Here is a 14,709-nt window from a genome sequence, read left to right as displayed (position 1 = left end):
GGTCGTCTCGGAGGGCGGCATGTTCGGTCGGTCCCCCCGGATGGTCGGCGGTCGCAACCGCGAGCTGATAAGTCGGCCGTCAGTTTACGGCTTCAAGTTGGAACACTAACCCGGTGGTCGGTACCGGTGTGTGCCCGGCTGCCGGTGATTCGTGCCGCCGCCAGCTTGCCCGACAGCAGCGTGGTGGGCACACCCACCCCCGGAGTGGTGCCGCAACCTGCGAGAACAACGTTGTCCACACCCCTTGGCAGATTGCGTGGCCGGAAGGGTCCGGTTTGCCGGAACAGGTGCGCGATCGAGAACGGCGTGCCCGCGATCATGCCCTGGGCGGCCCAGGTGCCGGGAGTGTCGAGGTGGTCGACGCGGAAATGTTCGCTGATGCCGGTGTAGCCGCGCTGTTCCAGTACCGCGAGCAGCTCGCGCAGGTAGGCCGGGCCGAGCCGGTCCCAGTCGAGCGGGGCGGCGGTCAGGTTGGGGCAGGGTGCGAGCACCGACAGAGGTTCGCAGCGTCCGCTCGCCCGGTCGATGAACTGGTCGGCATCGGTCAGCGCGGGCCGCGTGAGCAGCAGTGACGGATCGCGCATGAGCTGTCCGCGACCCTTGCGCGCGGCGATCTCGGCGAACGTCTGCGCCCACGCGGCGCCGAACTCGATGGTGTGATGGGCCTGCACGGGCCAGCGCGCGGCGATCTCGGCGGGGATGGTGCCGTGGGCGACGACGGCCGACGGCGAGGCCCGCAGGCCGCGACGGTGGCGCAGCCCGAATCGGGGTAGCGAGCCGATGTCGGCGGTCAGGATCACCGCATCACACGAGTAGCTGCGTCCGTCGGTAGTGCGGACGGCTTCGGCGTGACGTGCACGGGCTGGGGCACCCGCTCGGATTCCAGGTGTCGAGGCGTCCCCTTCGAGGGCGTCGGCCGATCCCGCACCCTTTCGGGTGTTCGACAGGCGACCGTTGGCGCGGGTGTCCGAGGTCCGGTTGGAGCGCGTCGCGTAGTCGATGCCGTCGACCTCGGCGTCGAGGACGAGACGGCCACCCGCAGCGGTGAATGCCTCGGCGAGCGCGGTCGTAATCGCGCGCATCCCACCTTCTGGGAAATAGACGCCCAAGCAGGTGTCCATGTTCGGGATCGCGCCGTAGATCGCCAGCGCGTGATCCGGCGACATGCCCGCATACAGTGCCTGGAAGGTGAACAGCCTGGTCAGCCGCTCGTCGCGCAGATAGGACCGCACGCGAGGGCCCAGCTTGCCGAACCCGCCGAGTTTGGCGAGCGCGGTCAGCGCGGCCCTGGCGCGCGGCGTGCGCACCATGTCGAGGGGCGAATCGAAATCGGCGTTCATGAACTCGTCGAATTCGGCGTCGTAGATGCGGCCGAGCCAGTCGCGCAGGCGTCGGTAGTTGCGCGCTTCGGCAGGCCCGCACGCACTTTCGACCTCGGCGGCCATCTGGTCGGCATCGTCGAAGACGCGGATGTCGCTGCCGTCGGCGAAGCGTGCGTGATAGGCGGGGGTGAGACGGTGGATGCGCAAGCCGACGCCCTCGCGGGTATGCCCGACGGCGGCCAGTGCGTCGTCGATCACTTCGGGCAACGTGAGAACCGTTGCGCCGCTGTCGGTCTCGTAGTCGTCGAACCGGTAGCGACCCACCCGTCCGCCCGGATGATCGGCCCGTTCCAGCACCGTCACCTCGTGGCCCGCGCCCCGCAGATGCAGCGCGGCCGCGAGACCTGCCAGTCCGGCTCCGACTACGACGACGTGATTCACTTGTCCCACAACACTTTTCCTATCAGGCTGCGCGGCGAGTGGCAGCCAGTGCCATGGCGTGGAGCAACTGCTCGGCTCGCGGCGTCGCGGAACTGGTCGCGATGGCGGCCAGCCCGGTATCGGTGAGCTCGGTGATCCGCCGCTCCACCTCGTCGACCGCGCCCAGGTCGGTGAGTACCGTGCGCAGCCGGTCGACGGCGGCATCGTCGAGATCCGTGCCGAGACCGGTCCGGATCAGGGCGGCCGATGCCGGATCGGCCCGGTGCAGCGCCTCCGCGATCAACACGGTTCGCTTGCCTTCCCGCAGGTCATCGCCCGACGGCTTCCCCGTCACCACCGGATCGCCGAACACGCCGAGCAGGTCGTCGCGCAGCTGGAACGCGATCCCCACATCGGTCCCATAGGTCCGCAACGCATCCACCAGCGCCTCGTCGGCATCCGCCAGCGCCGCACCCAGGTGCAACGGCCGTTCGATCGTGTAGGCGGCGGTTTTGTAGCGGTTGATCCGCAACGCGGCCTCAACCGATTCGTCGCAGCCTGCCTCGCCGTTGACGTCGAGGAGCTGCCCACCGAGCACCTCGGTGCGCATCCGCGCCCACACCGGCGCGAACCGGGCCAGCGCTTCCTGGCTCAACCCGGCCTCGTGGACCAGATCGTCTGCCCAGGCCAGCGCGAGATCGCCGATCAGAATCGCGACGGCCGAGCCGTAAGCGGCGCCGTCGCCGGGCCAGCCCGCCGCCCCGTGCCGATCCTCGAACTCGATGTGCACGGTCGGGTACCCGCGCCGCGTCCGCGAGGAGTCGATGATGTCGTCGTGCACGAGCGCGCACGCCTGTACCAATTCCAGGGCCGAACAGGCGGTGAGCACCGCGGCGGCGTCGGGCCCCGCGGGGTCGCCGCCCGCACCGAGCCACCCGGTCCACGCGAACCCCGGCCTGGTCCGCTTGCCGCCACGAACAACGAACTGTTCCAGCGCCTCGACGGCATCGATGAACACGGGCCCCAGCGGCTCGACGATCTCACGCCGGGTGGCGAAGAAGCTGGTCAGCACCTGTTCGACAGCGGCGACGAAAGCCGGCGTGCCCGGTGTCAGCGTGGCGAGATCGACCGAGGTCAGCGCGTCGGCGGCGGACCGGGAGAGCGGGGTACCGATTCCGGCGAACAGGGCGGCCTCCAGGGGCGAAGTGGGCGAACAGCGGGACCGGTTGGGCACTCGGTGGTGCGGTCACCAGCGTTGGGTCGAACGATACGCGGGTGGGCTGGGCGCGCTCCCGGCGCACAGGGCCGCTGCGACGCAGCCCACACCCGGCGTTTCGGCGGGTTCTGCCGTCGCGGACACGTCCATTGGACTTGACGCATTGTCCGGTGTTCGGTGGCCGGATTCCCAGTCGGTGCCGGGGCCTCATCGCCTCCCACTAGACTGAGCCGGTGGATTTCGACAATGGACGGGGAAGTTCGACCCCAGATCGACCCGCCCAGCGGCCGTCGATCGTCTCGAACACCCCCTCGGTGGTGCAGAGTCTGCGCACTCATTCGGGCAGCGGCGTGCCCTTCTCCGTCGAGTTCAACCCCCCGCGTGACGCGGCGGGCGAGGCTCGGCTGTGGCGTGCGGTCCGCGAGTTCGAACGCATGCATCCCGCCTTCGTGTCGATGACCTACGGCGCGGGCGGCTCCACCCGCGACCGCACCGTGCGCATCACCGGCGCCCTCGCGCAGGAAACCACCCTGCTCCCGGTGGCCCACCTCACCGCGGTCGGCCACAGCATCGCCGAATTGCGCTCCCTGATCGGCTCCTATGCCGACTCCGGTATCTGCAATGTCCTGGTCCTGCGCGGCGATCCGCCCGGCGACCCGCTGGGTGAATGGGCCAAGCACCCCGGCGGTGTCGAATACGCCGAGGAACTGGTCCGCATCGTGCGCGACCTCGGCGACTTCCACGTCGGCGTCGCCTCGTTCCCCGAGGGCCACCACCGCTCGCCCGACCTCGACCACGACACTCACCACCTGGCCGCGAAACTCCGTGCGGGAGCCGAGTATTCGATCACCCAGATGTTCTTCGACGTCGAGCACTACCTGCGCCTGCGCGACCGCGTGATCGCCATGGACCCCATCGAGGGTGCCAAGCCGATCATTCCCGAACTGATGCCCATCACCTCCCTGCGCACGGTCGCCCGCGCCGAGGAACTCAGCGGCCGCCCCGTCCCCGCCGACGTCGTAGCCCGTCTCACCCGAGCGGCAGGCACCGGCCCGGAAGAAGACCGCGCCGCGGTCCGCGCCGAAGGCATCCAGATCGCCACCGAAATGGCCCAGCGCCTCACCGACGAAGGCGCCCCCTGCCTGCACTTCATCACCCTGAACTTCGCCAAGGCCACCAGCGAGGTCCTCACCAACCTCGGCTACGGGGTGACGGCCGCCCCGATCAGCGCGTAGAACTGGCGGTTCTAGTGCTACTTTTCGCGCGAAAAGTAGCACAGCTGGCTGGCAGTGCTACTTAAGTAGCACTCCGCCTCATCAGTGATAATTTTCGGCCGAAAAGTATCACTGAATGCCGATCCGAGGGTTCGAGCTTCTCTCCCCTTCCGCTTATCGAGGTCTGCCGCCGAAGGCGAGGCCGTCGATGTCGTCACTTGTCGTTCCGGGCTGCGCGCAGTAGCCGCAACTGGCCGATCTCGGTGACGTTCTTCATCAGCTCGCCGTTCACCCATGCCAGGGTGTGGGCAACGGACTTGTCCGAGTCGCCCTGCCACGGAAATACCGCTGGGGCAACAAGATCGGCCTCGGTGACCTGATCCAGAATTGGCAGCCATTCCTCGCGCAGGCCGCGCAGCCAGTCGGCGACCGCGGGTCCGGGGCCCGGCCACGCGATCTCGCTACGGTCTCGTGGAGCGCGTTCTCGCAGGTGATCGATGGCGACGCTCCACCACCACCCGATATGCCAGCTGATCCAGCCGATGGTCGGGACCGGGATCGGATCGGGCTCGGAGTCCGCCCAGTCCGGCTCCCAGCCGCCGCGCTCGTCGAGGTGCAGTGTCCAGCACAAACCCGCGGGCTCCCACAGGAAGTCGTCTTCTTTCAGTCGATCGAGATGGAACTCGAACAAGGACCAGATCAGATCGAACTGCCAGCGCAGCACGGTAGAACACGATGCATCCACACACCGCATCTTGCGCGGAACCGCCGATCCTGACCATTGGTTTTGCCGACCAGAAGCCACTGAGTCCCTTGGCGCGGAGCCGCAGACCCCCGGCCATACGGCGATCAGCTGGCCCAGCACCGTAGAAGAGCGTCACTGCTTTGAGTCGCCAGGGTCTTCTATCGCTCGCTGATCACCGGCAGGACCATCGGGTCGAGCTTGGATGATGCCCAGATCATCTCGAGCCGGTGGCCGGACCGCCTGCTCCCAGAGCTGTCCGGGAATCGACCGATTAGCTTCGCTGCCAGCTAGGTCAGTTGGACCTTCCGAAGGGCCGGATTCCGCTTGCATGTCGGTTCCGTAGCGGTTGCGTCGCTTCCCGCCTTCTTCTGCTGCCTGGATCGTTGTATGCACCAGGTTGTTACCCCGTTCGGAAGGCAAACACCATGCACACGACGGCAATTCGCACACATAACCCGCCCGCCGTAGACCCGCATGACGGGCTGGCACATCAGGCCCTCGATATCGGCTTGCAGTTCAAAGCGCGCACGGAGATCTTCGGTCGACGGAGCACCGCGGGGGAGATCCGCAATCTGCTGGTCACCGACCTTCCCATCGAGCCGATGGCGGGTGAGGCGGTGTTGGCCGAATTCGTTGATCGGGTCCTGCCGCTGTGCAAGAACGAAGCCTCGCCGCGGTTCATGGGTTTCGGCGACACCGGTGACGATCACCTCGCGCTGGCGGGCAGTGTGCTCGCAACGCTGACGCAGCAGAACATGATCAACCAGTCGTTCGACAGTCCGAGCGCGACTTTCATCGAGATCACGGTTCTCCGGTGGCTGCGGGGGCTGCTCGGCTACGCGAATCCGCTGGTCGGGAATGTGAACACGGTCTGGGACGTTGGCGGCATGGTCACTCCCGGCGGAACGACCAGCAACACTGTCGCGATGATGCTCGCCCGTGAGGCGAAAGCGCCGGGCACGATGCAGTCCGGGGTGGCCGATCCGAGCCGATTCGCGGTTGTCGTGCCGAGGGGAATTGGGCACTACAGCGTGAAGGCCGCGTTGACCTGGATCGGGTGCGGCGCACACATCATCGAGGTCGCGACTGACGGGTTCCGTTACAACACAGACGAACTCGCGCGGACCCTACGTGAGCATCGTGATCGAGTGATGGCGGTTATCGCGTACGCCGGCGACAGCCGAACACAAACAATCGACGACCTGCGGGCTGTCCATGATGTCGTCCGGGCTATCGACCCGAAGATCTGGTTGCACGCGGATGCGTGCTGGGGGTTGCTCGCGGCGTTCAGCCCGAACCTGCGGGACAAGATCGACGGTATCGCCGAATTCGACAGCATCACCGTGGACCCGCACAAGATCATGGCAGTGCCATACGGGTTGAGTGCGCTGTTGGTGCGGGATCCGGCTGCGGTGCGGACGATCTCGACCTACTCGGACCTGATCATGCAGGAAGACTTCGCGTTCGGCCAGGTCACACCGTTCATCGGAACCAAAGGGTGGATGTCGCTGAAGCTGTGGATGATGATGCTCGGTCGTGGCCGAGCGGGGCTCGTGGAGTTGGCCGATCACCGACATGAGGTGGCGCAGACGTTCGCGGGGTTGGTCGATGCGCACCCGCGGTTGGTGCGGCTCAACGACCTGGATCTTGCGGCAGTGGTGTTCGCCTACCTGCCGGCAGGCATCGAGGCAGGAAATCTGGATGACGCGGAACTGGACCGACTCAACCGGCTGAACATCGCGATCCATGCACGGATGATGGACGAGGGCCGGTGGCACCTGCATCAATTCACCCTCCCCGATGACCTGGGTCGGCTGCGCTCGGGAGCGGTCGTGCACCCCCTGCGTTATGGCGAACAATCCCGCGGTCACCGAGACCTATATGCGCGACGTCCTTGCCTACCTCGACAACCTCGCACTCGATCTGGAGGGAGAAACAGCATGACGAACAAGACCTTTCGCGCGGTCTACGAGTCGGCAGGCGTCTATGACGAACTGCTGCTGCGCCATTACTACGGCGGCACGGAGGATGTCGACCTGGTTGCGAACTGGCTTACCGAACATCACCGCGCCCCAACCGCCTCGTTCGAGGTCGTGGAGTTCGGTTGTGGCACAGGCCGGATCACCGAGACGATCGCGCCCTACGCACGCAACCTCGTGCTCGCCGACTACAGCGAAACGATGGTGAGCGCCGTTGCCCAGAAATTTCCCGCGGCGCAGACGATCTGCGCAGATACCAGCGACGCCGTGACCACGCTCCTTCGGGAGGGCCGGTCGAAGAGCTTTGACCTGGTGACAGCGTTCTGGTCGTTGAGTTACCCGATCGGGGAGTTCTTCGAGGAACTCTCACCTACGGGTGTGCGGCCTCGCCAGGATCAGGTTCACGCGCATACCCAGGCACGGGAATTCGTGCTCGACCTGGTTCGGTTGGTCGCTCCGGGCGGGCACCTGCTTGCCATGTTGTTCGATGCCGAGAGCCCTGAGCAGCAGTTGGTGACCCGTGGTTGGGAAGCTGTCGCGCCGTTTCCTGTGGGAGGTCGCGCGTACACGAGGAATGTCCTGGTCGACGCGCTTCGTGACGCGGAAGAGCAGGGCATTGGGGCGTTGACCCACACGCGTCTCGGGGGAGTGGCGTGGGCATCGAGCCGGGAAGCGGCGCGTGAATGGTTCTTCGGGGTGCATTTCAAACACCATCCGCAGTTGCTCGACGATCCTGAGCTCGCGATATCGGTGGAGGAATTCATCGACCGATATGAGATCGCAGGTGGTGTCGCTCTCCCGAGCGGAGTCCACTTCGTTGACTTCCATGCCGCCGCGCACCCGTATGCGTCGCTTCCGATCGGCCTGTCGTCATGACGCCCGAGCTGTTCGCCGCGGCAGCGGAGCTGTGCCGCACATTCACCCCGGCAGGAGGGTACGGAATCGTTTACGGCTCGCAGGCCGGTTCAGGGGACTCGCGTGCTGATCTCGACCTCGTCTTGGTGGGGCGCGATCGACTGGGCCGCTGCATCATGGACGGCTTGGTGGCCGCGGTTCGTCGGATCCACGATGGCTTCGGCTTAGCTCACGACACGGAAGTCGATTACGAGACAAAGCTTTTCGCGACCTATTCTGATGTCGATCAGGCTGTCGCTCTGCGGTGCTTTCCGAGGATTGATGGTTTGCTCAGTCCCGTCCCGGTGGTTGTCGAAGCAGACTGGTTGAATTCGTCCGCCTTCGCCCAACGGCTGCTGCTCAATGCCCTCACCAGCGAACATATGTTCCTCGGCGGGAACGTGGGACGGTATCGCGCTGACCGCTCGAGAGCCGAACAGGCGGTCGCGGTGTTGGCGATCTCGATGCTCGCGACACCGGAGATCACAGTTCCCCGCGCGGTCCAGGCATTGACCTGCGCGCCTGATGGTGCCCACGGCAAGGACTTCTTGGGCTACACCCGCAGCGCTCACCTCTGCTCAACGGTTCAGTCGGGTTTGGCGTCGTTGGTCGCCCGGGACCTGGTCGAGGTCATCGACGGCGCGCGATTCCGGCAGCGCCACGCCAGTCACGGCTATTCCACTTCACGCACCTGCGACAATGGGTTCACCATCCCCTTCGAAAGGAATCCAAGGTGAGCTCTGCCGGTATTGTGCCGCTGCTCGGACGTGTCGCTGCCGCTGTGTCGGAGGCGATTGTGCGAGTCCGTCCTGAAATGGCGGACGCGGACCCGGTAGTGCGACGATCCGATCGGGCCGACTTCCAATCCAACGCCGCGCTGCCGTTGGCGAAGAAGGTCGGCATGCCGCCGGCTCAGCTCGGCAGCGAGCTCGCGACCTCGCTCGATCTCACTGGCGGTGTGATCGCTGATGTGCAGGTGTCGGGACCGGGATTCCTGAATATCTCTTTGGTCGATCGAGCCATCTGGGAAAGCGTCGCGGCTCGTCTGGCCGACGCCCGCCTCGGGGTGCCGGCCAGCGAGGACGAGCGGCGGGTGGTTATCGACTACTCCGCTCCGAACGTGGCGAAGGAGATGCACGTCGGGCACCTGCGGACCACGATCATCGGTGACAGCCTCGCCCGAGTCTTCGGGTTCCTCGGTGCCGATGTCGTGCGCGCGAACCACCTCGGCGACTGGGGCACCCAATTCGGCATGCTCATCCAGTACATCGACGAGCACCCCGAATCGCCATGGCACACTGAAGAACTCGACGCTGAAACCAGCTCGGTGTCGGCCCTGGACAGTCTGTACAAGGCCGCGCGAGCTCAGTTCGACGCCGATCCCGACTTCGCCGACCGAGCGCGGACCCGGGTGGTTGCCCTGCAAGCCGGCGACCCCGACACAGTTGCGCGGTGGCGTGAGATTGTCGCTGAGTCGGAGAAGGCCTTCGGCGCGATCTATGACCGGCTCGGCGTCCTGCTCACGCCCGATGACTATGTCGGGGAGTCGTTCTACAACGACAAGTTGGCCGACACCATCACCGAACTCATCGACAAGGGCGTAGCCGTAGACAGCGACGGCGCGATCGTGGTGCTGTCGGAGGAGGTCACGGGCCCTGACGACAAGCCTGTGGTGCTGATGGCTCGCAAACGCGACGGTGGCTATGGCTACGACGGCACTGACCTGGCCACCATCCGATATCGCATCGCCGCGCTCCAGGCGGACCGGCTGCTGTATGTCACCGACTCGCGACAGGCGCTGCACTTTCAGCTGATCTTCGAAGCCGCGCGCCGGGTCGGTTGGCTCACGGACGCGATCCAGGTCGACCACGTCGCCTACGGCACTATCCTGGGCCCGGACGGCAAACCGTTCAAAACCCGTGCAGGAGGAACAGTTCGGTTGATGGGCCTGCTCGACGAAGCCACCGCCCGTGTGCGCGCTGTAGTTGCCGAGAAGAACCCTGATCTGACTGCTGCCGAGCTCGACACCATCGCCGAACAAGCGGGGATCGGTGCGGTCAAGTACGCGGATCTGTCGACATCGCGAGTCAAGGACTACACCTTCGACCTGGACCGGATGACGACACTCAACGGCAATACCGGCGTCTACCTGCAGTACGCCCACGCTCGGGTGTGCTCGATCCTGCGCAAGGCCGATGCCACAACCTCTGCCACGGTCGATACTCTCGCCCCACTCCAACCAGCCGAGCGGGAACTGGCACTGGCCTTGGACGGCTACGGGGTCGTCCTGAGCGAGGTCGCTGACGCGCTCGAGCCGCACCGGCTGGCGGGTTACCTCTACGAGCTCGCCCGCACCTACACCGCATTCTATGACTCGTGCCCGGTCATCGCTGCCGAGGAACCGATTCGTTCGAACCGAATCGCATTGTGCCAGCTAACTGCTCGCACGTTTGAGCTCGGATTGGGCCAATTGGGAATGGCGGCACCGCAACGGATGTGACCCTTGACCGGGCGCTCGCCACATCGGTGCTGCGTCCGGTCGGCAGTCCGCAAACTCGCCGGTAAGAAGTTCGACATGGAGAGGCAGATCAGCCGGTCATGACATCGAGTAGCCCGTTTCCCGAGCTGCTGCCGGACTCGACATCGGATCCGGAAGCCATTGCACGAAATGATTGGAACGCGTTCTCCGAGATCGAGGTCCTTCGCGACCATTGGACTGTGAAGCAGTGGGCGCCGGGCCGTACGGGCTACTACTGGTATCTGACGTTCGACGATTCCGATCTGATCGAGCTCGCTGCCGAATGTCAGGGGGCACTGGCAGTCGGCGGGGTTGATCCGGTTCCGCTGGATGCCTTGCACATCACGATGATGAGGGTCGGCGACATGACCGTTGTCTCTGACGAGCAGATCGACAGGCTGGTTTCGCTTGCACGCGAAAGCCTTTCGGAGGTGAAGCCATTCGACCTTACTGTTGGCCCGCTGAGTGGCTCGCGCAGCGCGATCAGGTTCTCGGTCGCTCCGTGGGATCCGCTGCTTGATCTACATCAGGTCCTGTCGACATGTACGGCAGAAGCATTGCCGACCTCGACGGTTGCGTCGGCGCCGAGTTCTTCCCGGTTCCGACCGCATTTGGGTATCGCCTACAACAACACTGACCGCGCTGCCGCTGAGGTCATCGACGCGGTAGCGGCATTGCGTGCGGCCAGAAGTGCCAGCGTGCGGGTGAACCAGGCCGAGCTGGTCGTCCTCAGACGGGATGGCCACAGCTACCGCTGGACTACCCGCGCGGTCCTTGCTCTGGGCGGTTAAAGCCCACTTTCAGGGGCAATCAGCGGTTGCGCCGAACGACGCCACTGCGCCAAACGCTCGGCGTAATCACGAGAAGGTGCCCGATGCCGGGATTCCATCAGAGCGCCGAGTTCGTTCGCCCGCTGCCATATCGAACGGATGGGTCGATCTGCCGAAGCATCGAGGGCCTCGATGCCGAGCTGAACCGCATGCTCGACTTCTGGCGAGCGTTGTAGGACAAGCGCAGTCGCCACATCCAAGCGCACCAACGTTCGACTCCATACCGAGTCCGACTGCGAAACGTGATCCTCGACCAACCCGCCGAACTCGAGGGCCTTGTCGAATCGCCCGGCCGAGAGGAACGCGGTGGCAGCGTTCGCCATGAGACGGGCTTTGCCGTAGGACTCGAATGTCAACGCGGGAGTCAGTCCCGGAACGGCATTTTGGTGATCGGCCAGTGACAGCGCCCGCTCGATTGCCTGCTCGACCTCCACTGCGTCGCCCAACTTCCCCCATGCGCGGGCCAACCCGTTGGAGTACAAGCGGATTGCCTGAGACCCCGAGCCGGCCAGCTCGATCCCTTCCTCGGCCAACTTCACTGAACTCACGAAATCGCCTGCGTAGTAGGCGCAGAAGCTTTCGGTCGATTTGACCCACGCCAGCATCTCGCCGTCCTCGATCAGCGATGCCAGTACCTGCGCTTCGCGGCAGTGCATCCGAGCGCTGCCGAACCGGCCACAGTTCACCGCCATGTACGCCAGAACCCCCGACAACCGCGCCGCAATCCGATACAACTGCTCGACATGAGCTGGGTGACGACGTTGCTGGAGAAGGAGATTCACCCGCCGACGAAGCTCCTGAACCTCGCTCGCCAGATGGCGCGGCCCCTCCACCTCATAGCGGTCGACGATCTCACCGAGGGCAAGACTCAGTCCATCGACGAGATCGCCATCACCACGAAGCTCGGCGAGATGTTGCAGCCGACCGACAATCGCATCTGATCTATCGAATGGATCGGCGTCCGCACCCGCGGGGGCCTCGGACACACATCGCGCGGATTCGAATCGGTGACGCTGATCGTCGTCGAGTCGCGCAAGGAGAGTGTCCATCGCCGCAGCGTGCTGGTGCGTGAGTGTGATTGTCTCACCGCGCTTCTCCCACTTCCGGACGACCGATTCAGTGAATCCGAGACGCTCGGCAAGTTCCGCTTGGGTGATCCGGAGTGCCGCGGTACGCATTGCGCGAACCTCGACGCCGGTCCATCCTGTCACCGCCACTGCAAACCCCCGCTCGTCGCCGCTGATTAGAGGGTAGAACCTTCGGCGATGAAGCGGAGTGATCGCGAGCGGATTCGACCAGTTGTTCGCCGAACTGGATTTGAACGATGACGACCTGAGCCACGCGAGTCAGAACATCGATGATCCCGTTCGAGCGCGGGCGAAAACTGAACATTGCTGCGGACCCCGAACGTGAGTACCGCCTGACTTGGTCGGATTCGCTCGGTGTGGTGCCCCTGGCCGGGGCTGATCAGCGGTGTGGCAGTCTGCGCAACTTTTGCGGGGTGCGCGAACGGCGCGGTTCAGTGGGGGATGGGGAGGTCGTTCCAGGTTCGTTCCCAGCTGCGGGTCATCGCGGGGTAGACGATGCCGTAGCGGAAGGGCTTGATCAAGGCCATGTAGAAGCGGCCGAACCAGCCGTTGGGCTTCACCAGAACCGCCATTTGCAGGTGGTAGCCGGAATCGTCGGCGACCCAGCCCAGGTGCATGATGCCGTGCATGGTGCCGTTGGCGATTTCGGCGGCGTATTCGTTGTCGAGGACGTAGAGGGCGGTGAGGGGGCCGTCCTCGTCGGGGATGTCGGTGTCGCGTAGGTCGGTGGGTAGGCGGTCTCGCAGGGAGGCGACGCGGGTGCCGGTGCCTGCGTCTTCGCGGTCCCAGCCGAACAGTTCGCCCAGCTTCCAGCGGATCTTGAACAGTAGGCCGCTGATGCCGGTGGATTCGGAGGCGCGTTCGGCTCGGAGGGCGGCCAGTAAGGCGGGGAAGTCGTCGGGGCCACCGCCGGGGGTGCGGAATTTCCAGATGTCCTCGACGTCGAAGTCGGGGGCGATCTCGTGGATGCGCCAGGGTTGATCGGTGTGGGCCGATTCGGGTAGTCGCATAGCTGGAACCTCCATGTGTACGGCAGCGTATAAGTCGAGACTACCGCTGATATACGCCTACGTATAGAAGGGGGGGTGTGACGGATGCGGGCTTGACGGGCGGGCGAGCGTGGGGGCCGCGGAACGCCCCCACATCATGCTCAGGTGCTGCAGATCGCAGATCCGCGAGAAATGCTGTGCTGCTACTCGTGTCGTACAGGTTTGACGAATGCGGTTGTTGCCAAGGCGAGTACGAGCAGACCCGCGCAAAGGTAGCTCGACACTTCGATGCCTGCGGCCATGGCCGCGCGGCCTGCTTCCGCGATGGGGAGTGTTTGCGGATTTTCGGCGAGGGCTGTGATCACCGATCCGGCGCTGTCGGTGACGGTCGACTCCAGTTGCCGCACCTCCGATTCGGGCAGGTCGGCGTCGGTCAGGCGGTCGCGTAGGCCGGTGCCGACGGTGCTGAAGTAGATGGTGGTGAGGACGGCGATGCCCAGTGTCGAGCCGAGTTCCCGTGCGGCGCTTATCAGGTGGAGCTCGTGTCGAACAGGTTGGGGAGGCGCCGGGCGTAGGTTGCCTCGGATGAGACGGTGATGAGGTCGACCGCCGACACCAGCGCTTCGGGAATCTCGTCACCGAGGTGAGCGACGGATGGCACGACCACGGCGTCGACTCCGTCGCGTGCGATGGTGGCCAGGAGGCTGGACGAGCGGGTCGGCGGTGAACTCGCTGAACTCGATCGTCTTGGTCATCCGATATCCGAGACGTTCGGCGGCAGTTCTGATCTGGATCTGGTCCCACACCTTGCTCGCGCCGGACACGTCCGACCGGAGGTAGCCGATGGCGGGCGGCTTCATGGCTGGACCTCAGCGCTCGCCGCGCGCAGGCCCTTCGCGGTCGGCTGCCACAGCGCGCCGCCGACCAGCTCAACCTTGCTCACCCACCGACCAGCGTGCAGCTTGGCCAGGTACTCCTCGGTGCGGAAGGCTGGGTGGTTCTGCTCGGCTGCCAGATCTGCTGCCGTACATGGCAGTGCGGCATAGGAGCAGAGGCTGCGTAGCGTCCACAGTTGTAGGCGGGACGGCTGCGGTGCGGTCATCGGGTTGCCTGCCACTGGCCGCACCGGTTGGGCCACGCGAGCTGCTGCGTCCGCAGTGACTCCACTCCCCGGTCGATCTCGACCCGAGGGCGCTGCAGAATCGCGGCCAATGTCTCGGGGTACAGGAGTCTTCCACGCTGGTGGAGCGCCTCCATTACGGCGGATTCCAATGTGGTCATGATGATTTCCCCTTCACGGCGGGAATGCCGAGCGAACTGGCTGGTAGCCCGGCGGTTGACATGCCGCAACGCTAAGGTCGGTGATCAGGGGCGACGGGGAGGATTTCTCCCCTATCCCGCTTAGTGGTCCTGGTCGTAGGTTTTTCGGGGGTTCACGCGGCTGCTGGTTGTGCGGCAGGCTGGTGGTCGCAGCCGGTGTGCTGCTGGGAGTGC

Annotated in this window: 12 protein-coding genes; 5 read left to right on the top strand and 7 right to left on the bottom strand. The window is 65.1% G+C overall.

The annotated features are described in order from the left end of the window. Positions 1–92: 92 nt before the first annotated feature. Together crtI and ACFWO8_RS26050 are read right to left on the bottom strand one after the other, a co-directional pair. A complete protein-coding gene (gene crtI / locus ACFWO8_RS26055) occupies positions 93–1,772 on the bottom strand; it encodes a phytoene desaturase family protein (protein WP_378964043.1) in 1,680 nt (559 codons plus the stop codon). Positions 1,773–1,785: 13 nt separating this feature from the next. Then, entirely contained in the window at positions 1,786–2,940 is a 1,155-nt protein-coding gene (locus ACFWO8_RS26050; protein ID WP_378964657.1) for a polyprenyl synthetase family protein, read from the bottom strand. Positions 2,941–3,191: 251 nt separating this feature from the next. Here ACFWO8_RS26050 and ACFWO8_RS26045 point away from each other — a divergent pair, with 251 nt between their 5' ends. Next, the gene (locus tag ACFWO8_RS26045; protein WP_378964038.1) at positions 3,192–4,193 is read left to right on the top strand and encodes a methylenetetrahydrofolate reductase; all 1,002 of its coding nucleotides are present in this window, start codon (positions 3,192–3,194) and stop codon (positions 4,191–4,193) included. 193 nt (positions 4,194–4,386) lie between these two features. On the opposite strand, the gene ACFWO8_RS26040 is transcribed toward ACFWO8_RS26045, so the two are convergent. Then, entirely contained in the window at positions 4,387–4,896 is a 510-nt protein-coding gene (locus tag ACFWO8_RS26040; protein ID WP_378964034.1) for a DinB family protein, read from the bottom strand. 446 nt (positions 4,897–5,342) lie between these two features. Here ACFWO8_RS26040 and ACFWO8_RS26035 point away from each other — a divergent pair, with 446 nt between their 5' ends. The 4 genes from ACFWO8_RS26035 (at position 5,343) to ACFWO8_RS26020 (ending at position 11,099) form a co-directional block, all read left to right on the top strand. Continuing rightward, the gene (locus ACFWO8_RS26035) at positions 5,343–7,772 is read left to right on the top strand and encodes a pyridoxal-dependent decarboxylase (protein ID WP_378964028.1); all 2,430 of its coding nucleotides are present in this window, start codon (positions 5,343–5,345) and stop codon (positions 7,770–7,772) included. After that, the gene (locus tag ACFWO8_RS26030) at positions 7,769–8,527 is read left to right on the top strand and encodes a hypothetical protein (protein ID WP_378964023.1); all 759 of its coding nucleotides are present in this window, start codon (positions 7,769–7,771) and stop codon (positions 8,525–8,527) included. The genes ACFWO8_RS26035 and ACFWO8_RS26030 overlap by 4 nt, the downstream gene beginning before the upstream one ends. Then, the gene (argS, locus tag ACFWO8_RS26025) at positions 8,524–10,290 is read left to right on the top strand and encodes an arginine--tRNA ligase (protein ID WP_378964019.1); all 1,767 of its coding nucleotides are present in this window, start codon (positions 8,524–8,526) and stop codon (positions 10,288–10,290) included. The genes ACFWO8_RS26030 and argS overlap by 4 nt, the downstream gene beginning before the upstream one ends. Positions 10,291–10,388: 98 nt before the next feature. After that, positions 10,389–11,099 carry a 2'-5' RNA ligase family protein gene (locus ACFWO8_RS26020; protein ID WP_378964011.1) on the top strand — a complete coding sequence of 237 codons (711 nt, stop codon included), beginning with the start codon at positions 10,389–10,391 and terminating at the stop codon, positions 11,097–11,099. Here ACFWO8_RS26020 and ACFWO8_RS26015 read toward each other — a convergent pair. The 4 genes from ACFWO8_RS26015 to ACFWO8_RS26000 form a co-directional block, all read right to left on the bottom strand. Continuing rightward, positions 11,096–12,316 carry a multiprotein-bridging factor 1 family protein gene (locus tag ACFWO8_RS26015; protein WP_378964007.1) on the bottom strand — a complete coding sequence of 407 codons (1,221 nt, stop codon included), beginning with the start codon at positions 12,314–12,316 and terminating at the stop codon, positions 11,096–11,098. The two genes, ACFWO8_RS26020 and ACFWO8_RS26015, sit on opposite strands and share 4 nt — an antisense overlap. Before the next feature lie 341 nt (positions 12,317–12,657). After that, positions 12,658–13,236 carry a DUF2867 domain-containing protein gene (locus ACFWO8_RS26010; protein WP_378964004.1) on the bottom strand — a complete coding sequence of 193 codons (579 nt, stop codon included), beginning with the start codon at positions 13,234–13,236 and terminating at the stop codon, positions 12,658–12,660. A gap of 508 nt (positions 13,237–13,744) precedes the next feature. Next, positions 13,745–13,882 (bottom strand): hypothetical protein, encoded by a 138-nt coding sequence (locus tag ACFWO8_RS26005; RefSeq protein ID WP_378963999.1) that lies wholly within the window; start codon positions 13,880–13,882, stop codon positions 13,745–13,747. 189 nt (positions 13,883–14,071) lie between these two features. Beyond that, entirely contained in the window at positions 14,072–14,317 is a 246-nt protein-coding gene (locus tag ACFWO8_RS26000; protein ID WP_378963995.1) for a hypothetical protein, read from the bottom strand. Between the last annotated feature and the right edge of the window lie 392 nt (positions 14,318–14,709).

This window comes from Nocardia sp. NPDC058480 (genome assembly GCF_042720495.1).
Classification (GTDB): domain Bacteria; phylum Actinomycetota; class Actinomycetes; order Mycobacteriales; family Mycobacteriaceae; genus Nocardia.
This window is presented reverse-complemented; position numbering and strand designations above follow the sequence as displayed.

Excerpts from the sequence above, each read along its gene's own strand:
- ACFWO8_RS26000 (WP_378963995.1), bottom strand. The coding sequence starts at position 14,317 with ATGACCGCACCGCAGCCGTCCCGCCTACAACTGTGGACGCTACGCAGC.
- ACFWO8_RS26020 (WP_378964011.1), top strand. The coding sequence starts at position 10,389 with ATGACATCGAGTAGCCCGTTTCCCGAGCTGCTGCCGGACTCGACATCG.
- ACFWO8_RS26015 (WP_378964007.1), bottom strand. The coding sequence starts at position 12,316 with ATGCGTACCGCGGCACTCCGGATCACCCAAGCGGAACTTGCCGAGCGT.
- ACFWO8_RS26010 (WP_378964004.1), bottom strand. The coding sequence starts at position 13,236 with ATGCGACTACCCGAATCGGCCCACACCGATCAACCCTGGCGCATCCAC.
- ACFWO8_RS26030 (WP_378964023.1), top strand. The coding sequence starts at position 7,769 with ATGACGCCCGAGCTGTTCGCCGCGGCAGCGGAGCTGTGCCGCACATTC.
- ACFWO8_RS26035 (WP_378964028.1), top strand. The coding sequence starts at position 5,343 with ATGCACACGACGGCAATTCGCACACATAACCCGCCCGCCGTAGACCCG.